21 protein-coding genes and 2 pseudogenes are annotated in these 20,326 nt (G+C 64.1%); 8 read left to right on the forward strand and 15 right to left on the reverse strand.

What is annotated here, in order from left to right:
* Positions 1-14 precede the first annotated feature (14 nt).
* From C7411_RS01060 to C7411_RS37955, 3 genes and pseudogenes are all read right to left on the reverse strand, one after another.
* Entirely contained in the window at positions 15-491 is a 477-nt protein-coding gene (locus tag C7411_RS01060) for a VOC family protein (protein WP_110382724.1), read from the reverse strand.
* 99 nt (positions 492-590) lie between these two features.
* Positions 591-869 (reverse strand): hypothetical protein, encoded by a 279-nt coding sequence (locus C7411_RS36865; protein WP_133253601.1) that lies wholly within the window; start codon positions 867-869, stop codon positions 591-593.
* 124 nt (positions 870-993) lie between these two features.
* A pseudogene (locus C7411_RS37955) lies at positions 994-1,175 on the reverse strand (helix-turn-helix domain-containing protein); the annotation flags it as partial.
* 256 nt (positions 1,176-1,431) lie between these two features.
* Between C7411_RS37955 and C7411_RS36870 the strand changes: the two are divergent.
* Complete coding sequence (locus C7411_RS36870; protein ID WP_133253602.1) at positions 1,432-1,914, forward strand: hypothetical protein; 483 nt, start codon at positions 1,432-1,434, stop codon at positions 1,912-1,914.
* Positions 1,915-1,919: 5 nt separating this feature from the next.
* Here C7411_RS36870 and C7411_RS37960 read toward each other — a convergent pair.
* Positions 1,920-2,093: pseudogene (locus C7411_RS37960) on the reverse strand (LysR family transcriptional regulator); the annotation flags it as partial.
* A gap of 39 nt (positions 2,094-2,132) precedes the next feature.
* Positions 2,133-2,600 (reverse strand): YaiI/YqxD family protein, encoded by a 468-nt coding sequence (locus C7411_RS01075; protein ID WP_110382725.1) that lies wholly within the window; start codon positions 2,598-2,600, stop codon positions 2,133-2,135.
* Positions 2,601-2,786: 186 nt separating this feature from the next.
* Between C7411_RS01075 and arcD the strand changes: the two genes are divergently transcribed.
* Entirely contained in the window at positions 2,787-4,250 is a 1,464-nt protein-coding gene (arcD, locus tag C7411_RS01080; protein ID WP_110382726.1) for an arginine-ornithine antiporter, read from the forward strand.
* A 212-nt stretch (positions 4,251-4,462) separates the two neighbouring features.
* Here arcD and fghA read toward each other — a convergent pair whose 3' ends face one another.
* The 3 genes from fghA to frmR all read right to left on the reverse strand — a co-directional run bounded on the left by fghA (position 4,463) and on the right by frmR (position 6,856).
* On the reverse strand, positions 4,463-5,293 hold the full coding sequence (gene fghA / locus C7411_RS01085; protein ID WP_110382727.1) for an S-formylglutathione hydrolase: 831 nt from the start codon (positions 5,291-5,293) through the stop codon (positions 4,463-4,465).
* A 125-nt stretch (positions 5,294-5,418) separates the two neighbouring features.
* Entirely contained in the window at positions 5,419-6,528 is a 1,110-nt protein-coding gene (locus tag C7411_RS01095) for an S-(hydroxymethyl)glutathione dehydrogenase/class III alcohol dehydrogenase (RefSeq protein WP_110382728.1), read from the reverse strand.
* 55 nt (positions 6,529-6,583) lie between these two features.
* Positions 6,584-6,856, reverse strand: coding sequence for a formaldehyde-responsive transcriptional repressor FrmR (gene frmR, locus C7411_RS01100; RefSeq protein WP_028203886.1), 273 nt, complete (start codon positions 6,854-6,856; stop codon positions 6,584-6,586).
* 261 nt (positions 6,857-7,117) lie between these two features.
* On the opposite strand from frmR, the gene C7411_RS01105 reads away from it, so the two are divergent.
* From C7411_RS01105 to C7411_RS01125, 5 genes are all read left to right on the forward strand, one after another.
* Positions 7,118-7,741, forward strand: a complete 624-nt coding sequence (locus C7411_RS01105) for an HD domain-containing protein (protein ID WP_110382729.1) — start codon at positions 7,118-7,120, stop codon at positions 7,739-7,741.
* Between the two features lie 383 nt (positions 7,742-8,124).
* Complete coding sequence (locus tag C7411_RS01110) at positions 8,125-8,898, forward strand: ATP-binding cassette domain-containing protein (protein WP_243412997.1); 774 nt, start codon at positions 8,125-8,127, stop codon at positions 8,896-8,898.
* Positions 8,895-9,935 (forward strand): ABC transporter permease, encoded by a 1,041-nt coding sequence (locus C7411_RS01115; RefSeq protein WP_243412998.1) that lies wholly within the window; start codon positions 8,895-8,897, stop codon positions 9,933-9,935. The genes C7411_RS01110 and C7411_RS01115 overlap by 4 nt, the downstream gene beginning before the upstream one ends.
* Before the next feature lie 29 nt (positions 9,936-9,964).
* Positions 9,965-10,969, forward strand: coding sequence for a substrate-binding domain-containing protein (locus C7411_RS01120; protein ID WP_110382732.1), 1,005 nt, complete (start codon positions 9,965-9,967; stop codon positions 10,967-10,969).
* 110 nt (positions 10,970-11,079) lie between these two features.
* Positions 11,080-11,532 carry a ferritin-like domain-containing protein gene (locus C7411_RS01125; RefSeq protein WP_110382733.1) on the forward strand — a complete coding sequence of 151 codons (453 nt, stop codon included), beginning with the start codon at positions 11,080-11,082 and terminating at the stop codon, positions 11,530-11,532.
* A gap of 85 nt (positions 11,533-11,617) precedes the next feature.
* Here C7411_RS01125 and C7411_RS01130 read toward each other — a convergent pair whose 3' ends face one another.
* From C7411_RS01130 to C7411_RS01150, 5 genes are all read right to left on the reverse strand, one after another.
* The gene (locus tag C7411_RS01130; RefSeq protein ID WP_110382734.1) at positions 11,618-11,938 is read right to left on the reverse strand and encodes a hypothetical protein; all 321 of its coding nucleotides are present in this window, start codon (positions 11,936-11,938) and stop codon (positions 11,618-11,620) included.
* Positions 11,939-12,358: 420 nt separating this feature from the next.
* Positions 12,359-13,966 carry a rhodanese-related sulfurtransferase gene (locus C7411_RS01135; RefSeq protein ID WP_110382735.1) on the reverse strand — a complete coding sequence of 536 codons (1,608 nt, stop codon included), beginning with the start codon at positions 13,964-13,966 and terminating at the stop codon, positions 12,359-12,361.
* On the reverse strand, positions 13,963-14,559 hold the full coding sequence (locus C7411_RS01140) for a cysteine dioxygenase family protein (RefSeq protein ID WP_110382736.1): 597 nt from the start codon (positions 14,557-14,559) through the stop codon (positions 13,963-13,965). Before C7411_RS01140 ends, C7411_RS01135 begins: the two co-directional genes overlap by 4 nt.
* On the reverse strand, positions 14,559-15,386 hold the full coding sequence (locus C7411_RS01145) for a class II aldolase/adducin family protein (protein WP_110382737.1): 828 nt from the start codon (positions 15,384-15,386) through the stop codon (positions 14,559-14,561). Before C7411_RS01145 ends, C7411_RS01140 begins: the two co-directional genes overlap by 1 nt.
* 19 nt (positions 15,387-15,405) lie before the next feature.
* Entirely contained in the window at positions 15,406-16,488 is a 1,083-nt protein-coding gene (locus tag C7411_RS01150; protein ID WP_110382738.1) for an LLM class flavin-dependent oxidoreductase, read from the reverse strand.
* 423 nt (positions 16,489-16,911) lie between these two features.
* On the opposite strand from C7411_RS01150, the gene C7411_RS01155 reads away from it, so the two are divergent.
* Positions 16,912-17,973, forward strand: coding sequence for an LLM class flavin-dependent oxidoreductase (locus tag C7411_RS01155; protein ID WP_110382739.1), 1,062 nt, complete (start codon positions 16,912-16,914; stop codon positions 17,971-17,973).
* A gap of 22 nt (positions 17,974-17,995) precedes the next feature.
* On the opposite strand, the gene C7411_RS01160 is transcribed toward C7411_RS01155, so the two are convergent.
* Both C7411_RS01160 and C7411_RS01165 read right to left on the reverse strand, forming a co-directional pair.
* Positions 17,996-19,237 (reverse strand): acyl-CoA dehydrogenase family protein, encoded by a 1,242-nt coding sequence (locus C7411_RS01160; RefSeq protein WP_110382740.1) that lies wholly within the window; start codon positions 19,235-19,237, stop codon positions 17,996-17,998.
* Between the two features lie 54 nt (positions 19,238-19,291).
* Positions 19,292-20,296: an NrtA/SsuA/CpmA family ABC transporter substrate-binding protein gene (locus tag C7411_RS01165; protein ID WP_110382741.1), complete on the reverse strand. Its 1,005-nt coding sequence runs from the start codon at positions 20,294-20,296 to the stop codon at positions 19,292-19,294.
* Positions 20,297-20,326: the final 30 nt, after the last annotated feature.

The raw sequence follows: 20,326 nt of genomic DNA on the forward strand, positions 1-20,326 counted from the left end.
CGGCCGCGTGGCGCTTACTTTGCGGCAGCGGCGCGTTCGATCGCGGCGATGTCGATCTTGCGCATCTGCATCATCGCTTCCATCGCGCGCTTGCCGGCTTCGCGATCGGCGCCGAAGACGCATTCGAGCAGGCGCTTTGGCGTGATCTGCCACGCAAACCCCCAGCGATCCTTGCACCAGCCGCAATCCGACTCCTCGCCGCCGTTGCCGACAATGGCGTTCCAGTAGCGGTCGGTCTCTTCCTGGCTATGGGTCTCGACCATGAAGCTCACGGCCTGGTTCGCCTGGAAGTCGGAGCCGCCGTTCAGGCCCACGAAGCGCCGGCCGAGCACCGTGAATTCGACCACGAGTTCCGCCCCCACGCCGATGCCCGGTATCGGGGAAACATGGCCAGCCCCGACATGGCTGTCCGGAAACGTCGCGGCGTAGAACTCCGCCGCTTCGCGTGCTCTACCTTCATCGAACCACAGGCAAGTCACAAGCTCGGCCATCGCGATCTCCTTTGACAAGGCGCCTCATTGCCGGCGCGTACCGCACATTGTGACAAAGCCTCGGCGGTGTGTGGGATTTTTGCCGGTGGAGCGTGGCGGCTATTCGATGCAGCGATCGATCGCCAGAGACTGGGCAGACTGTGCTGACGGGGCGCTGCGAGAATCGGTCTTTCGGGGATCCAGGTGTGATTCGGACTGCCATGCAATGCATAGTTCAAGATTGGCGCGGGTGCTGTGTGGAGCGATCGTGAGCGCAAGCATTGACGCCATTGCCGCCGCAACCAGAATCGCGACGCCACGCAAAATTGTGCGCAGAGCGCGCGGCAAGGGGAAAACAGCGCTAAAGCGCGAAGTCTGTTCGACGATGGTTCGGAACATGGCGGGCTCTTTGCGGTGAACGTCCTGGGCATGACGTCACGATAGGCAGGCCCGGTAGCCGCGACAAGGTCCAGTGGCGCGTCAAAACATGGAGCCACGCAAGGCGGGACCGGCGGACATACGACTACGTCAGGAATGCTTGACGATAGACGTTCGGCACGGCGTCGAGCGCGTCGCAAAGCGATGGCTGAAGCGGCTCGCGTTCGCGTAACCGCACTCTGCTGCAATCTGCGCGAGCGGCAGGGCGGTCGTGCGCTACAGCAAGCGCGCCCGCTCCAGACGGTGGGCGGCGATCCACGCATGCGGCCGCGGCCGCGTCGAGGCGGCAGTCGGGTGTTTATGTGTTTTGCATCATGGGCCGCTGTCCCATGCGGTTTGCGTCGATTCTGACGCGCTTTGGGCTGCGAATATGTGGGATGACAGACCAAACCTTCCTATGGAAGATTCGATTGAATTCCGGATTCTTTCATTTTTATTGCAAAGGAGGCTGCCTTCATAAACTCATCGCTTGCGCTAAAGATTCGTCTGACGGCTGCCGATACCCTCGGATGAGCAGATAAACATGAATGCAAACACGCGGCGTGCCGGCCGCTCCGGGGTTACCGCGTACGCCCGCGCGCGGACACTGAAGAGACAAAGACGGGAGAGGCCGGTAATGAAGGTTCACGCTAGCGCGCTCACGCTGCTGCACTGGCTGGCGCAACGCGAAAGTGCGTCGGTCAGCGAAATGACTGCGTCGGGATTGATGAGTTCACGCGAAGCCTCGGATGTCGTTCGCTACGCCATGCGCAACGGCGCCGCCGAACGCGTCAACAAGGGCCCGAGTGCACGGGGATCCGCTCGCTACCGCTCGACCGGTGTGCCTCTGCCGGAGCCACGGACGGCGCCGGCCGGTGCATCGTTTGAAGGCTTGCTGAGCGCCTGGGGAATCGCGCAGGAACCGCCCGAGCTTCCCGCTGTGCGCACGCGCGTGTACCAGATCGAAGACGTCGGCCAGGATAGCCGAGGTGATGCGGGCCTCGGCAAACAAAACCTCAACGATTGAAGCAGCGACGCATAGACGTAAGGCGTGAGCGACGCCAGCGGACGCGCAATGAACTGCGAGCTTTCAGACTTCTCCATGCCGATCGCCACGTCGAACGGGGCGCTCACCAGATCGACACGCCGCGGATTCGGTTCGAAGTCGAACGCGATAGCAGGGGTGAGGCCGGCGAATTCGGCAATCGTGACGCGATGATCCCAAACGTCTTGCGTCTTCCGCTATCACTCAGCCTTGCGCGGCGGCGGACTATGCCGCGCGAGAAATCGATCGAACTGGCCGGCAAACGCCTTGGCGTCACGCGCGCTGAACGGCGCCGGACCGCCCGTTTCAATGCCTGCATTGCGTAGTTGATCCATCACGTCGCGCATCGTCAGCCGTTCCTGAATATTTTCGCGCGTGAACCAGTTGCCGCGCGGATCGAGCGCCTGCGCGTTCTTTTCGAGCACCGCAGCGGCAAGCGGTATGTCGGCGGTAATCACGAGATCGCCCGCCTCGACCAGTTCGACGATGCGGGCGTCAGCCGCGTCGAATCCTGACGGCACCTGAATCGACTTGATGAAGGGCGACGGCGGTGTGCGCAGATATTGGTTTGCCACCAGCGTCACCTGGACTTCGGCGCGTCGCGCCGCCCGAAACAACATGTCCTTGATGACGGCGGGGCAGGCGTCAGCGTCGACCAGCACTTGCATGTGGGGATTTCCGGCACAGTAAAACGCGATCATATCGCAACGCAAGCGATGCTCGGCGCATTGCCCGATGTTTCCTGTCGTTTCCGGCTGCGCAGGGTTTTCCTTGCATTTGCCCGCATACCTGCCAACATTGATTCGCAATGGAGCCGGACGCCCCCGACCAATCACTGCGAAGACGGAGCGCATATGAGCGACGCTACCCACGGGTTTGATGCCGCCGGGGAACGCAGGCACACAAACGGGCTGCGGCTGGGCGCGCTCGTTGCCCTCGTCGTGGGCTCGATGATCGGCGGCGGCATTTTTTCGTTGCCGCAGAATATGGCCGCTTCCGCAGGTGTTGGCGCCGTACTGATTGGCTGGGCTATTACGGCCTTCGGCATGCTCGCGCTCGCACTCGTATTCCAGACACTCGCGAACCGCAAGCCGAATCTCGATGGCGGCGTCTACGCTTACGCCAAGGCCGGGTTCGGCAATTACATGGGCTTCGCCTCGGCCTGGGGCTACTGGATCAGCGCGTGGCTTGGCAACGTCGGATACTACGTGCTGCTATTCAGCACGCTCGGATATTTTTTCCCCGTATTCGGCGAAGGCAATACGTTACCCGCATTCGCCTGCTCCTCGGCGCTGCTATGGAGCGTGCACTTTCTGGTACTGCGCGGCATAAAAGAAGCGAGTTTCATCAATCAGATCACGACAATTGCGAAGATCGTTCCGCTCGTCCTGTTCATGCTTATCTGCCTCCTCGCGTTTCGGCTGGACATCTTCTCGGCCGATATCTGGGCGCGCTCGAATCCGGCGCTGGGCGGCGTGCACGATCAGGTCCGGAACATGATGCTCGTCACGGTCTGGGTCTTCGTCGGTATAGAAGGGGCGACTGTATTTTCGGCTCGCGCCGCGGACCGCAAGAGCGTCGGCAAGGCTACGGTGATCGGATTTTTCGTCGTGCTTCTCGTTCTGGTGCTCGTCAACGTGCTGTCGCTCGGCATCATGACGCAGCGCCAACTCGCCGGGCTGAAGAATCCCTCGATGGCCGGCGTGCTCGAACACGTTATCGGACATTGGGGCGTGGTGCTGGTGAGCGTGGGGCTCGCCATTTCGCTGGCTGGCGCGCTGCTTTCGTGGGTCATGCTATGTGCGGAGATTCTGTTCTCGGCCGCGCGCGACCGCACGATGCCCGCGTTCCTGCGCAAGGAAAACGCGAGACAGGTGCCGGCCAACGCGTTATGGCTGACGAACGGCATGGTGCAGATGTTTCTGCTCATCACGCTGGTGTCGAAAGGCACGTACCTCTCGCTCATCTATCTCGCCACCTCGATGATTCTCGTGCCTTATTTCTGGTCGGCAACCTACGCGCTATTGCTTGCCTTTCGCGGTGAGACTTACGAACTGTCGCAAAAGGAGCGCCGCAGGGATTTGATGATTGCCGCGGTGTCCGTGCTCTACGCCGTCTGGCTGCTTTATGCGGGCGGCGTGAAATACCTTCTGCTTGCGTCACTGCTTTATGCGCCGGGTGTGGTCTTGTTCGCCAAGGCGAGGCGCGAGGCTGGGCAGCGCGTGTTTTCTCATCCCGAGAAAGTCGTATTCGCGGCCGTGCTCGTTGCCGCGGTCGTGGCGGGCTACAGTTTGTATCGCGGGCTGCTGAGCCTTTGATTGGGCGGATGCCAGCCAATAACGTTGATAGTGCGTGCCGCGTCGCCGAGACGGGTTGAGCCGTCAAGCAGTGGTGCGAGCGCCGCCATCATCGGGAAGTGATGCAGGCAGCGGATCTGGCCAATTCTCAATATCCCCTGGCGCCTCGCATATGAACGAAGATAGAAAAGCGGCCCGGCCGCAGAAACAAGCGGACGGGCGCGAGGCGCGCTTCAAGCCAGCGCTTTGGCGTGAAAAGCCATATGCTCGCCGATAAAGCTCGCGATGAAGTAATAGCTGTGGTCGTAGCCTTCGCGAACGTTGAGCGTCAGCGGTTGCCCTGCCTTTTCGCAGGCCGCCTGCAGCAGTTCCGGCCGTAGCTGCGTATGCAGGAACTCGTCGCCGCCGCCTTGTTCGACGAGTAGCGGCAAGCGTTCGCTCGCGTTGCCGACCAGTTCGACGGCGTCATACTGCTTCCACGCTTCGCGGTCGTCGCCGAGGTAGGCGGCGAGCGCTTTCTCGCCCCATGGCACCTGGCTCGGCGCGACGATCGGAGAGAACGCGGATACACTGCGATACCGGCCCGGATTGCGCAGCGCAACGACCAGTGCGCCGTGCCCGCCCATCGAATGCCCGCTGATCGAGCGCGCCTCGCTCGCTGCAAACCCGGCCTCGACGACGGCGGGCAATTCGGAGACCACGTAGTCGTACATGCGGAAATGCTCTGCCCAAGGGTCCCGCGTGGCGTTCACATAGAAGCCCGCGCCCTGGCCGAGATCGTAGTCGGGCGAATCGGGCACATCGGTGCCACGCGGACTGGTGTCCGGCGCGACGACGATGATCCCGTGCTGCGCCGCATAGCGTTGCACGCCTGCCTTGGTGATGAAATTCTGCTCGGTGCAGGTCAGACCCGAAAGCCAGTACAGCACGGGGCACTTCTGCCCGCGCAACGCGGCCTCGGGCAGATAGACGCCAAACTTCATGTCGCCGCCCACGGTGGAAGAGGCATGTTTCCAGACCTCCTGGCTGCCGCCGTGGCTGGCGTGTCTTTCAATGCGCTCCATAAGCGTTTCAGGCCTCCCGGTAAGTGCCTTTGGCCTTGGCGGCCTGGGTGGAGAGAAGATCCATGAGCGCGGGGCTCAGACAGTCGTAGGGCTCGAGGCCCTTGTCTCGCAGCTTCCTTTGCGTGTCAGTAGTGAACGACGGTCCGGATCGATTTGCCCTCGTGCATCAAGTCAAACGCTTCGTTGATGCCCGAGAGCGGCTTCGTGTGGGTGACGAACGGCGCGAGCTGGATCTTGCCCGCCATCGCGTCTTCGACCATGCCCGGCAATTGCGAGCGGCCCTTCACGCCGCCGAACGCCGTGCCCAGCCAGCGGCGGCCGGTCACGAGCTGGAACGGGCGCGTGGAGATTTCCTGTCCCGCGCCGGCCACGCCGATGACGACCGATTGCCCCCAGCCGCGGTGCGCGCATTCGAGCGCCGCGCGCATCACGTTGACGTTGCCGATACATTCGAAACTGTGATCCACGCCCCAGCCCGTCATGTCGACGATCACCTGCTGGATGGGCTTTTCGTGATCCTTGGGGTTCACGCAGTCGGTGGCGCCAAAGGCGCGCGCCAGATCGAACTTGCCCGGATTGGTGTCGATGGCGATGATGCGGCCGGCCTTGGCGAGCTTCGCGCCCTGGATCACAGCAAGTCCGATGCCGCCCAGGCCGAACACGGCGACGGTATCGCCTTCCTGCACCTTGGCGGTGTTCTTCACCGCGCCCAGACCCGTGGTCACGCCGCAGCCCAGCAGGCACACCTGCTCGGGATTGGCTTGCGGGTTGATTTTGGCGAGCGAAACTTCGGCCACCACGGTGTACTCGCTGAACGTGGAGCAGCCCATGTAGTGATAGAGGGGCTGGCCGTTGTAGCTGAAGCGGCTCGTGCCGTCGGGCATCACGCCCTTGCCCTGGGTCGCGCGCACGGACACGCACAGATTGGTCTTGCCGCTCTTGCAGAACAGGCACTCGCCGCATTCGGCGGTGTAGAGCGGGATCACGTGATCGCCGGGTTTCACGCTGGTCACGCCTTCACCGACTTCCACGACGATCCCGGCGCCCTCGTGGCCAAGCACGACGGGGAAGAGGCCTTCGGGGTCGTCGCCGGAGAGCGTGAAGGCATCGGTATGACAAACGCCGGTATGCGTGATCTTGACCAGTACCTCGCCCTTGCGGGGCGGTTCGACGTCAATCTCGACGATCTCGAGGGGTTTGCCCGGCGCAAACGCAACTGCAGCACGCGATTTCATAGTAGTCCTTTAAAAAAGAGGGTCGGCCAATCAGCGCGGGAAATCCCGCGGTGAGCTAGCGTAAGTAGGTTCGAACGAGGGTCACGACATCATCGATCGATCCCGGGGACTCCGCTGATCCCGCAAGGTGTGTGAATTCTTCGCGCAAGTGGCTTTCGAGCACACCGGCCATCACGCCGTTGATCGCGCCGCGAATCGCCGCCAGTTGCTGGAGCACCGGCGCGCAGTCCGCGCCTTCCTCCAGCGCGCGCTCGAGCGCGTCCAGCTGGCCGCGAACCTTACGCACGCGTGTCAGCACGCGCTTCTTTTCTTCGGGGGAATGAGGCATGACGGCGTCGATTGAGGATACTGCGGGGTAGTATAGGCGAATACTGGCAGGGAGTATACGTTTTGCAGTGATGTTGTCAGCGTGATGCCAGATGAATATCGGGGCTGTTCCCTCGAGGTGTGCGGCGCATAATGGGCCCATGTTGGTCCCTCGCCGCGACGCGGTTGTATGCGCAGCGCTACGCGGATCTCGGCGAGTGTTCGAGCATCGACATACGCGAGGCGTTTCACCGAGCATCGCGCGGTGCGCAAAGGAGCAGAGGTGAACCGCACGCAGGGACGCTTCGTCGCGTTATGGTCGCGCAGCGGGGGCTCGCGCGCCGAGGCCGTCTATGCCGATCTCGCGCGGCGCTATGGCGAACCGGGGCGGCACTACCACACGTTGCGCCACGTGCGCCGCTGCCTGCGCGATTTCGATCGGGCGCGCGAGGCCATTGCACATGGCGATCTCGTGGAGCTTGCGCTGTGGTGCCACGACGTGATCTATGTTCCCGGCGCTCAGGACAATGAAGCGCGCAGCGCGCAGTGGTTGCGGCGCTACGCAGACGGTCGTATCTCTGCTTGCGAGCGCATTTGCGAAGCGATTCTCGCAACCCGGCACACCCGCGCGCCGGACGAACTGGATGCGCGCTTCGTGTGCGACATCGATCTCGCGTCGCTCGGCGCGCCGAGCCGCCAGTTTCAGGACAACGGCATGCGCCTGAGAGCAGAACGTCCGGACCTCGACGACCACGCATATGCCATGCACGAGCGACGGATTCTGGAAGCCCTGCTCGCGCGGCCGCGCATCTATCTGACCGATTACTTTCATTCGCATTGCGAGGCGGCGGCACGCGCCAATCTCGCGCGGCGGCTGGCTCAGCCGATGCCGCGCGCCGGGGCATGAGGCCAGGCAGGCGCGTTGTCGACCACAATGCCGTATTAGCGAACGGCGCTCTTGCGCCTCCGGCACGAGCGGCCGCGTCAGATAACGCGCGCGAAGTTTGCTATCAATCGTGGGCGTGCGCGGGTCCTTGCATCCCGTTGCCAGATACCCTGGACTAGTGGTTTCCCGAGGAAATAAGGGGTCTCGTCAGGCGATTCTTGAACTAGACTGTAAATCTTGCTGAATTCCAGAGACTTTCCAATGTAAGTTGATGCGGCGATCGATAAGCAAAGGGGAAGGTTTATGGCTATCGTCGTACACAACATCCCTGTGGGTCATTCGCGCTGGAGCGTAGCGTGACGGCGAGCGATGCCGCGCGCGCTGCGAGCGACTGGCGGCATATCGTGCGCGCGCAGGGCATCAGTCTGTCCTACGGCAAGATACGCGCGCTTTCCGGCATCGACCTCGCCATTGGGCGCAACGAGATCGTCGGCCTGATCGGCGATAACGGCGCGGGTAAATCGACACTCATCAAGGTGCTGACCGGTGTCGTGCGGCCGAGCACGGGCAAGCTGTTCATCCGCGACGAGGAGGTCGACTGGAGCCGCTTTTCCGTGCGCGAGGCGCACCGGTTGCGCTTCGAGACGGTCTATCAGGAGAAGTCGCTCGGCGAGAAGCAGCCGCTGTGGCGTAATTTTTTTGTCGGCCGCCAGATCACCAACCGATTCGGCTTTATCGATGTCGCCGAAGAGCGGCGCATAGCCAACGATATTCTCAAGCAACAGCTCGGTTTTCGCGGCGTGGGGATCGATGCGGATTCGTTGATTGCGAAACTTTCCGGTGGCGAGCGCCAGGGCATCGCGATCGGACGGGCGATGCATTTCGACAGCGATCTGATCATTCTCGATGAACCCACGGTGGCGCTTGCCATCAGCGAGGTGCGCAAGGTTCTCGACTTCGTGCGCTCCATTAAGGAGTCCGGCCGCGCCTGCATCTACATCGAACACAACCTCGCTCATGTGCACGAGCTCGCCGATCGGCTGGTCGTGCTCGATCGCGGCCGCATCGTTGCGGATATCAAGTCAGGCGAGATGAGCCTCGAGGACCTCACGCGGTTCCTGATTTCGCTACAGCAAAGCGGGCACGGGCCGGCGCCGGTTGCGGGGACAAGGCCGTGAGCGATCCGATAAAGGATAAACGGCCGGTACGCCTGGTGGGTTGGCGCCTGCCGGGTTTTGCCCGCATGGAGGGATTGCCGAGCCTTGTCGTGTTCGCGCTGGTGGTCGGCCTGTTCATGGCAACCGCACCGCGCGTCTTTTTGGGCTGGCCAATCTACTTCTCCTTCCTGACCACCGTACCGCCGCTGGTTGTGTTGGCGATCGGACTGACTCTCGTGATTGCGGCCGGGGAGATCGACCTGTCCTTCCCCTCGGTGATGGCGTTCTCGGGTTTTCTGTTCGCCTGGTGCGTGAACACCACCGGATCCGCCTGGCTAGCCATGATTGCAGCGTTGGCTGGCGGCGCGCTGGTCGGCGTGGTGAACGGGGTGTTGGTCGCCGTGGTCGGCATGCCGTCCATCATCGTGACGATCGGTACGCAGTTCCTCTGGGCCGGTGTGGCTTCGATCCTTTCCGGCGGGCTCTCCTATGCGCTGCAGCAACTCGCCAGCGGTTCAGCCTATGCGGTATTCGCGGGCACGCTGTTCGGTCTGATCCCGATGCAAGCGATCTGGGCGCTCGGGCTCGCCGTGTTCATGTGGTTCATCCTCAATCGCCACCGTTTTGGCGAGCACGTGCTGTTCATCGGAGACAACCGCAACGTGGCGAAGGTCGTGGGCGTCAACGTGCTGCGAGAGACGGTAAAACTGTTCACGCTGATGGGTGTGCTGGCCGGTTTCGCCACGGTCCTGCTCACGCTCGAGAATCTGAACTACTTCTCGACCCAGGGGCAAGGCTACCTGCTGCCGGCGCTGGCCGGCGTGTTCATCGGCGGAACCTCGGTTTTCGGCGGCACGGCAACGATCGTGGGGACTTTCTTCGGCACCTTCGTGATTGGCATGCTGGAGGCGGGAATCGTTGCGACAGGTATCGCCGGCTTCTGGGTCCAGGCGATCGAAGGGGTGGTGTTCATCGTCGCCGTGATCCTGCATCTGTTGGTCGAGAATCCCGCCAGGCTGCGCGCGCTGCGCGAAAGACTCAGGCTTGGGCGGCGATAAAGCCGTTAAATCAGGAGATAGGAGCGGAGATGAACAAGATCATGACTGGGTTCCTCCTTGGGGCGAGCGTGCTTGCGTTCGGCCTCGCGCCGACTGCCGGTGCCACTGAGCCGACCACGACGGGCCAGCTCGGCGCTGGCATGACAATGTATATGCAGATGGGCGGCAACCCCGGCGACGGCGCGACGCTGCCACGTCAGACCGGGGCTGCGGATGCTGGGCATGCCTTCGGCATCAAGGTGATCGAGCAGTTCTCGGCATGGAGCCCGGAGACGATGCTCGCGCAGTTTCGCCAGGCGATGGCGGCGAAGCCGACGTGTATCGGCATCATGGGCCATCCGGGCGATCCGGCCTTCGCCCCGCTGATCAAGCAGGCGGTAGACCAGGGCATCATCGTGACCGTCGGCAATACGCCGCTACCCGACAACCAGAAGCTCTACGACGCGAAGGGCTTCGGCTACGCCGGCGTCGAACTTTACGTGGGCGGGCAGATCACCGCTCAGGCCATGCTCAACGCCGGGCTCAAGAAGGGCGACGAGGCGCTCGAATACGGTGTCTTCAACGAGAGTGTGCGCAGTCAGTCCGACCGTGGTCTTGCCGAGACACTGGAAAAGGCCGGCGTGAAGGTGACCCGGCTCAATATCTCGCCTCAGGTGGATTCCGATTCATCGCTCGCCGTGCCGATCCTGGTCGCCTTTATCCAGGCGCACCCCGATCTGAAGGCGATTGGCACCCAGCACGGCGGCGTGACCGGGTTCATTCCGCAGGCGCTCCAGCAGGCAGGCAAGAAGCCGGGGCAAATCATCGTGGGCGGCATCGATCTCGCACCCGCCACGATTTCCGGACTGCAAAGCAAATTCATCACCGCGACGCTCGACCAGCAGCTTTATCTGCAGGGCTTTCTGCCCGTCACGCAGTGCGTGCTCTCGGCGGCCTATCACTTCGCGGGACTAACCATCAACACCGGAGCAGGGGTGCAGACACCCGCGACGATCGACTCGCTCATTCCGCTCATCAAGCGCGGGATCCGGTAAGGACGAGTTCGCACCCCTGGCGCGAGGCTCGCGTGCCCCATAATCCGGCTCGGGCATGGCGTATGCGAAAACATGGCAATGTCACGTGTTGATTCGACGGGAGCAAACCCATGACAACCACGGTCATTGCCATGCTGAACGAACTGATCGAAACTTCAAAGGACGGCGAGCACGAATTCACGAAAGCCGCCGACGAGGCACAGCACGCAAGCGTGAACGAAGCGCTGCTCGAAAGTGCCGTGCACTGCTCGCGCGGCGCGCGCGAGTTGCAGGACCTCGTGGTGAAGCTTGGCGGCAAGCCGGAAAGCGGCGGCAGCGTTGCGGGCGCGTTGCATCGCGGTTGGCTCAATGTGAAATCGGCAGTTGGCGCCCGCACCGACGACACCATCCTTGCGGACTGCGAAAAGGGTGAAGATACCGCGGAGAAGCGGTTTCACAATGCGCTTGAAAGGGATCTGCCCGCGGATGTGAGCGCCGTGTTGGCGCGGCTATATAGCGATGTGGCACAGGATCTCGATCGCATCCGGGAGTTGCGCGTCCAGTTTGCCGAGACCAAGCCCTGACCTGAGGCAGCGCGGGCATTGCATCGGTGAAACGCACTGCCGCAGCAGCGGCGGCATACAGCGGGACCGGAACGCCGGCTGGCGGTCAATGAAGTTTGGCGGTGTGGCGGCGGTGCGCGGTCGCAAGGAGCGGATTGTCCGAGTGGGCGACATGGCGCGCCTGCGCGGCGGATTCAGTAACGACAACCCGCACGTCCTGCGCGAAGGCGTCCTCGAACCGGATGCGCGCCACCGTAAGGCAATCCGCCGGCGTGCCTGCCCCCAGGCGTACCGCGGTTTGTGCAGTGGCCTTCGCGGCAAGGCCAAATACGGCGACCGCCTCATCCCATGTGAGGCCCGTGGTCATCACTTCCTGAATGAACCTGCCCGCCACCGCTTCGATCTTCGCTCTCCGTTCCTCATTCATCGCACGACTCCCGGCTTTGCACGTTATCGCTCGAGTACGAAACATTGCAAATTCCGGACCCGAAGCAGAGTCGAGCTTGCGGGGGAACTGCCTCAATCGATTCCGGGGCCTTGGGCGGGCGTATGGTCCGACTTCCATCGAAGGCATAAGGCGCAGTGCGTGTTACTGCGCCCCACGGCAGGGAAGATCCCACCGCGCTTAGCGCAGGAGGGTGACAATAATGCGACTAACCGTCTAGCGATTCCGACCCCAACCACGCCTTCCGGCGGCAGCGAACGGAGCACACAAGATCGGCTGGAGTGGTGAGCGCGATCCATGAAACGGATCGTAGGGTCGCCGGAAAACAGGCGCTGAACGCCTTGGCAAAGATTTTGGCGTTCTTTGCCCGTGGCAAGCCGAACTGGCTGGCGGCGTGGTCGTTCAGATCACAAAAAAGCCGTGCGTGCCGTCGCGGCCGAGTTGAGCGACCAGACCGTACTCCCATTCGAGGTAGGCGTTCATCGCTTCGCGTGCGTTGCCGGTGCCTTCGTACGGGCGCCGATAACGGTCGATACGCGGCGAGGCGAGGCGCGCATCGCCGCTCTCCACCGGCAGCCCCGCGCGCTGCCATGCGGCGGTGCCCCCTTCCAGCACCTCCACGGGCTTGCCCGTCAGCGCGGCGATATCGGATGCGGCGAACGGGGCGAGCGCATTGCTCATGCACACGGCGACGTAGCGCTGTGCATCCGGCACCGCACGCAGGTCGCCGAAGCCGGGAGCAACATGCGATCGCAACGCCCACCACGCGCCAGGAATGTGCGCCTTGACGTGATTGGCGCTCGACGTGAAATCGAGCACGATGGTGCCGTGATCCGGCTCGGCAAGACGCGCCGCGAGCACCTCGGGCGTGATCGACGCGACAGCGGGCGCCGCGGGCTTCGGCGCATGCCACGCCCCGACCTCGGTGAGATCCTCTGTGCGCGCTTCATCCACCACGTACACGTCGATATTCATCTGCGCGAGCCACGACGCCGTCATGTTGGCGCGCACGCCATCGTCGTCGAACAGCACCACGCGCGCACCGCGAACCGGCGCGAACATTTCGGTTTCCTGTACAAGCTGGCCGCCTTGTGCGCCCTGGAATCCCGGCGCGTGCGCCTGTTCGTACTCGGCTGGCGTGCGCACATCGAAGCGGTACGTGGTGCGCGATGCATCGGCTGCCCAGCGAGCGGCCTCGGCTAGCGTGGTGCGCCCGACACCCGCGCGGTCCGCAAGCGCGGCGGCGCCCGCGCGCGATGTCGCCAGCGTGGCGGCGTCGCGGCCCGCCTCGAGGTCGAAGCGGCGCGCGCTGCCGTGCTCCAGTTCCTGGCCCGCGAGCGTCCAGCCTATCGTGCCGTTGCGCAGCGCCGCCACAGGATTCGGCAGTCCCGCGTTGACGAGCGACTGTGCACCGATGATGCTGCGCGTGCGCCCCGCGCAGTTCACGATCACTCGCGTGGCCGGGTCGGGTGCGAGCGCACGGGCGCGCAGCGCGAGTTCTGCGCCTGGCACGCTGATGCTGCCTGGAATATTCATCGTCTGGTATTCGTCGAAGCGGCGCGCGTCGAGCACGATCACGTCTTCGCCGCTCGCAAGCAGCGCGCCCACCGCCTGCGCCGAAAGCGAAGGCGTGTGGCGTTCCGATTCGACGAACTCGCCAAACGCCTTGCTGGGCACGTTCACGTCGCGGAACACTTCGCCGCCTGCGCGAATCCAGCCTGCGAGACCGCCTTCAAGCAGGGCGATATCGGTGTAACCCAATCCGTCGAGCGCGACGGCCGCGCGCTGCGCGTAGCCTTCGCCGTCGTCGAGCAGCACGATCGGCACGCCGCGGCGCGGCAGCTTCGTCCAGGCATCGAGTTCGAGCTTCGCAAGCGGCAGGTTGGCCGCGAAAAGCGGATGGCTTTGCGCATGTGTGTCTTCCTCGCGCACATCGATCAGTGCGATCTCGCGGCGCTCGAGCAGCGCGTCGCGCACATTCTGGTACGTGCGCGTGGGAATGGATTTCATGAGACGGTGGATTCCCTGGTGAGGTCCCAGATGTTCGGGAGCGTATCGTTCGAGTAACCGGAGATGAAGGGCTTCGGCGGGGCGTTGGGCGGGTAGGTGAACCGGCGCACTGCGCCGATGTTCGCGCCGTACACGTGAATGCTGACCGAAACGCGGTCGTCGAATGCGTTGCGCACGCGGTGAATGTCGCCGAGCGTGGGCGAGACGGCCTCGACTTCGCCACGCTCCAGCAGCACTTCGTTACCCTGCGGGCGCAACGTGCCAGCCGCGTCGTGCGCGTAGGGCTGCGCATACTCGGCGCCGCGCAGCACGCCAATCAGACCCCAGACGGTATGGTCGTGAATGGGCGTTTGCTGGCCCGGGCCCCAAACGAAGCTGACCACGGAAAAGCGCTGGCGCGCATCGGCGTGGAGCAGATATTGCTGATAGCGCTCGGGTGAGGGCGCGGCATACGCGTCGGGCAGCCAGTCGTCGTCGCGCACGAGTTCGCGCAGCGCTTCCAACCCGTGCTCGATCAGCCTGGGCTCGCGCGGCGAGCGGTCGAGCAGTTCCGCGATCGTGCCGACGAAGCGGCGAAGCTTGTGGATACCCATCAGTCGAGCAGATCCGGTTCGTGTTTGACGAGTCCCGCGTAGAGGCTTTCGAATGCGTAGCGCGCGCCGCCGGGGCGACCCACCTGCGTGTGCGTGAGCACGGCGACGTCGTGCGGAATCGGCTGCGGCTGGCCGGCGGCCTGCGCGAGCAATTGCGTGTGGCAAGCGTTGTCCAGCGCGATGTACCACCATGCCGCCGCTTCGACGCTCGGCCCCGCAGTGAGAATGCCGTGGTTCTTGAGGATCACCGCCTTGTGTTCGCCCAGTGCGTCGGCAATGCGCGCACCTTCGCTCGTGTCGAGCACCACGCCGCGAAAATCGTCGAAGAGCGCATGGTCTTCGTAGAACGCGCAGGCGTCTTGCGTGAGCGGATCGAGCGTGCGGCCGAGCGTAGACCAGGCCTTGCCGTAAAGGGAGTGCGTGTGGGCCGCGGCGACGATATCGGGGCGTGCATCGTGAATGGCGGCGTGAATTGCGAATGCGGCCTGGTTCACGGGGCCGGCGCCCACGACGATCTCGCCGTGCCGGTTCACGAGCAGCAGGTCGGAAACCCGGATGCGCCCGAAATGCAGTCCGAGCGGGTTGACCCAGAAATGATCGGGCCATTCGGGGTCGCGCGCGGTGATATGTCCTGCGAGCCCCTGATCGAAGCCGTAGCGCGCGAAGAGGCGGAACGCGCCGGCGAGCCGTTCCTGTCGATGGCGGCGCTCTGCGCCGAGGCTGCGCGCGGGCGCTTCGTCGTCGAACCAGAACTTGCGCACGGGCGCGTGCCGCAGGTCGGCGCGCGGTGCGTTGCTGGCGAGGTCTGCGATGGCGGTATGGGTCATATCGGTTTCCCGGGAGTCCTCACGCAGCGGCGCGCACGCGCGAGGTCAGTTCGCGCGTGGCCGGAATCAGCACGCGGCCATAGTCGATGGCGTCTTCGAGCGGATCGAAGCCGCGAATCAGGAACGTCGTGACGCCCAGCGCGTGATATTCGGCGAGCGTCTGTGCGACCTGCGCGGGCGTGCCGACGAGTGCCGTAGAGTTCGAGCGCCCGCCGATCTCCTTCGCGACGGCGGTCCACAGGCGTTCGTCGGCGCGCACGCCGTCGCCTTCGCCGGCGGCGGCGAGGAGCCGCCGCGCGCCTTCGCTCTGCAGCGGGCCGCCCTTGTCGAGGCCCTGTTCGGCGCGCAGGCGGCGTGTTTGCGCAAGGATGTGCTCGGCACGCTCCCACGCGGCTTTTTCAGTGTCGGCGAGGATCGGCCGGAACGAAACCGAAAAGCGCACGTTACGCCCGTGTTTCGCGGCTTCGGCGCGTACGCGGCCGATCAGGTCGGCAACGCCTTGCTTCGATTCGCCCCACAGCGCGTAGACGTCGGCGTGCTTGCCCGCAACCGCGAGTGCCGCTGGCGATGCGCCGCCGAAGTAGATCGGCACATGCGGCTGCTGACGCGGCTTGACCTCCGACCAGGCCTGCTCGAAGCGATAGAAGCGGCCTTCGTGGTCGAACGGTTTGCCCTCGGTCCAGACGCGCTTGAGGACCTGCAAATACTCGTCGGTGCGCGCGTAGCGTTCGTCGTGGCTCAGATAGTCGCCGTCGCGTCGCTGGTCGGCGTCGCTGCCCCCGGAGATGAAGTGCACGGCGAGCCGGCCCCCGGAGAAGTGATCGAGCGTTGCGAGCTGGCGCGCGGCGAGCGTCGGCGCGATAAAGCCGGGGCGGTGCGCCAGCATGAAATGCACGCGCGAAGTCACGCTCGCCGCATAGCCGATGGTGAGCGTAGCGTCGGGGCTGACCGAGCTGTGCGGAACGAGAATGCGATCGAAACCCGCGCGCTCGTGTGCCTGCGCGAAGTCGCGAACGTAATCGACGTCGATGGCCGGGCCTTCGGCGAGATGGGTTTCCGACACTTTGCGTTGCTGGATCATGCCGATGAATTCGATGCTCATGCGGGCTCCTCGGTTGGATGCGGTCACGGCGGCGCGATACAAGGAAGACCATACCCACCGTGAGCTGATCTGAAAAAGGCTAGCATTCATCCATGCGCGTTTTAAATATCGAATGCTGATAAACATTCCATCTACGCATGAACTGAAGCTTCCCGGCGAAAAAGGAGAGTCTCAATCATTCTTTGGCGGGACACAGGAACTGACCGATGCTCGAAGCTTCCGCGCCTCTTCCGTGCCCGCCCATTTCGAGCCCTCGTTCCATGCGGACAGCGTGTACTGCGAGGCCCGCGCGGAGACAGTGGACTCACGTTCGGGGCCGCGTAGGCTTTATGCGTTTTCGCGGGTTCGATAGCAGGAGATATTGGATTCATCGCGGCGCGCGCGGCGTTAGCATGGGTGTCCCCTCTTTTACCTCTTCACGCAATGTCCCGTTCTTTCCCACGCTTTGGCATCTGGGCGCTCGTGCATGGAAGCCGCGCGGCGCTGCAGGACCCCGCCGAACCCTACGACGCATCGTGGGCCCGCAACAAGGCGCTCGTGCTCGAAGCCGAACGTCTCGGCTTCGATTCGGTGCTCGTCGCTCAGCATACGGTCAATCCGCACGATCCTGCGCTCGACCAGCTGGAGGCGTGGACGGCCTCGGCCGCTTTGGCCGCGCTCACATCCCGTATCGAGATCATCGCCGCGATCAAGCCGTTTCTCTACCACCCGGTCGTGCTCGCGAAGATGGCGCAGCAGATCGAGCACATCAGCGGCGGGCGCTTCGCGATCAACCTCGTGAATGCATGGAACCGGCCGGAACTGGAGCGCGCGGGCATTGCATTCCCGGAGCACGACGATCGCTACGCCTACGGCCGCGAGTGGATCACGGTTGTCGACGCGCTGTTGCGCGGCCAGAGCGTGAATCACCACGGCGAGCACTTCCATATCGACGATTACCGGCTGCGTCCCGCCGATCCGTTCCGCGCCCGCCCACGCGTCTACGTGGGCGGCGAGTCGGAGCCGGCGCGCGAGCTGGTGGCCGCGCACGGCGACGTCTGGTTCATCAACGGCCAGCCGCTCGACGACGTATCGGGCCTGATCGCCGATGTGTCGGCACGCGCGCGGCCCGACGGGCACGATGCCTTGCGCTTCGGTCTGTCCGCTTTCGTGATCGCACGCGAGACCCAGGCGCAGGCCGAGGCGCACCTCGATCATCTGTTCGCGCTGGCCGAACGCGACAAGCCGCTGCGCGAGCGCCAGAAGGCCAACATCGATCCGAACGTCGAGATGTTCAAGACCTTTGCACGCTCGGCGCGCGTCGGCTCCAATGGGGGTACGGCAGCGGGACTCGTGGGCGACTACGACACGGTTGCGCGGCGCATCGCCGAATTTCACCGCGCGGGAGTTGAACTCTTCATGCTGCAGTTCCAGCCCTTCGAGCACGACATGGGCCGTTTTGCCCAGGAGATCGTGCCGCGCGTGCGCCGCGAACTGGCGGCATGAAGCAACGCCCGCGCGGACCGGATCAGAAGAACGCCCCCGTTGGCGGGAGCTGCCCGGTCAGCAGGTTCTGACCGAGCAGACGCTCCTTGTAGAGGCGCGGGTTGTGCGAGGCGATTACCTTGATATTGCGCCAGTGCCGGTCCAGCGCGGCCGCGGTCGACACCACCGAGCCCGAGCCCAGATCGATCAGCCAGCTCGCGACCTGCGGCGCGAGATCGTCGATCACGACCTTGGCTTCCGAGGCGGCGAGCGTCGCGGCGAGGGCGCTCGCGTAGTCGTCGCGCGTGCCTCGGCTCTCCGCGGCACGTTGCAGCGCCTCTACGGCGCGCACCGCGCTCGCCTCGATGCTCGCGGCGTAGGCGCGAATGCGGCCCAGCAACGCCTGCAGCGCCGGTTCGTCGGCGGGCTGCGCGGCTTCGCCATGGTAGAAGTTGCGCCGCCGCGCGCGCAGCACCTCCACCGCATCCAGAACCACTCGCCGCACAATGCCGGCAATGCAGTTGGTGAGGTAGACCTGGTGGAAGGTGAAGCCCCACGGCGCGGCTTCGGGCGCTTTCGGCGGATCGGCCGCATAGACGTGCGCGGGCTTCACCACGACGTTGCGAAACCGCGCGGTGCCTGAGCCGGTCAGGCGCTGGCCGAAACCCTGCCAGTCGTCCCCGGTGCCGACGCCTTCGCCTCGTTCGAGCACATATTGCACGGTCCCGTTCGCGCGGCTTTCGACGGCGAGTCCGACGAATGCGTCGTTGTAGAGATTGCCGGTCGCGTACACCTTGTCGCCCGTCCCGACATAGACCTGCCTTCGGTCGTCCCATTCCAGCCGGCTCAGTACGGCGCTCGGCCGCGCGCCCGCCGCCTTCGCATCGCTTTCGACGAAGCTCAGGCCGATCGTCTTGTGCCGGCGCGTGAGGTCGAGCACATGCGCATGGAAAGGATGCTCGCGGCGTTCGAGGGCCGCCTCCACTTGCCAGAAGTGATTGCGAAAGGCGTGGGCGATATTCGAATCGGCCGCGGCGACGTCGCGCGCCACGGCGAAAAGCTCGCGCAACGACACCCCGTGGCCGCCGTCATCGGCGGGCAGGCGCAATGCGCCGAAGCCCAGTGCCTTCAGTGCAGCGATCTCTTCGTGCGGCAAGCGCTGCTCGCGCTCGCGCTGCGCCGCGGTCGCGGCGATCCCGCTAATGGCATCAGCGAACCCGAGCGACGCCGACAACGGCGAGACGAGCGCGATTCCGCCAGGCGATGAGCTGTGAGTTTCGGACATACGCTTTCCGGTTCAAGCCGCCTTCGCGTGCGTGGCGTGCAATTGGGTGGCGCGTCATACCTTGACGCTGTAGTCGGCGACCTTGATGGGTGCGCCGATGATCTTGCGTTGCGCGAGCCAGTCCGCCGCGCGTTGCAACTGCGCCATGAAAGCTGCATCGTCTGGCTCGTGGAACTGGTTCACGCGCTTCAGGCTCGCCAGATAGTCGCGCACCTGATCCGGATATTTCGCTTCCTTTTGCACGAGCGCTTCCGACTCGGCCGGGTGCTGCGACTGCCAGGCGCCTTCCACGTAGTAAGCATCGAGCACGGCGCGCACCAGCTCGGAGTTTTCCTCGGTGAACTTGCGGCGCGTCACGAGCGAGCTGTAGTCGATGAGGAAGTCGAGATCGCGTCCCTCGTTGAAGATGTCCTTTGCGTCGTTCGCATAGCGCGAGATGTCTACAGCGGGCGACCACATCGACCACGCGTCGACCTTGCCTTGCGCAAACGCGGGCGCCGCATCGGGTGGATTCAGATAGACGAACTCGACCTTGCTGCGGTCGACGCGGTGTTTTTCCAGCGCCGCGATGAGCAGGAACTCGCCGAGCCCCGAGCGGTTCACCGCGACCTTGCGGCCGGCGAGGTCGGCCACGGATTGAATGCCACTCGTCTTCTTCACGATGATGGCGGTCGAACGCGGCGAGTACACGTCGAAGCCTGTGAAGACGATGGGGGCGCCGGCCAGCATGGCGGCGAGCGCAGGTGTCGTCGATCCCCAGAAGCCGAAATCCGCGCTGCCGCCCACCACGGCCTGGATCGACGGAGCGTGGTTCGGAAATGGCCCGACCCATTCGACCTTGATGTTCTTCGCCGCGAGCGATTTCTCGAACACGCCGCGTTGCCTCGCGATGTCGGGCAGGGCGCCGTAGCCCCAGCCAATGCGGACCGTGTCGGTGTTGCGCGTGAGTCTCGCCGGCTGCGCCGCGCGCGCGGGAAGCAGATGCGCGGCGGCGGCGCCGGCCAGCAGTCCGCCCGCCGCGCGCAGAAGCTGGCGGCGAGTCAGTGAAGCATCGTTCATTCGTGGTCCTTCCTTTTGTATGGTGGAGGA

This window comes from Paraburkholderia silvatlantica (genome assembly GCF_003096715.1).
GTDB classification, from domain to species: domain Bacteria; phylum Pseudomonadota; class Gammaproteobacteria; order Burkholderiales; family Burkholderiaceae; genus Paraburkholderia; species Paraburkholderia silvatlantica.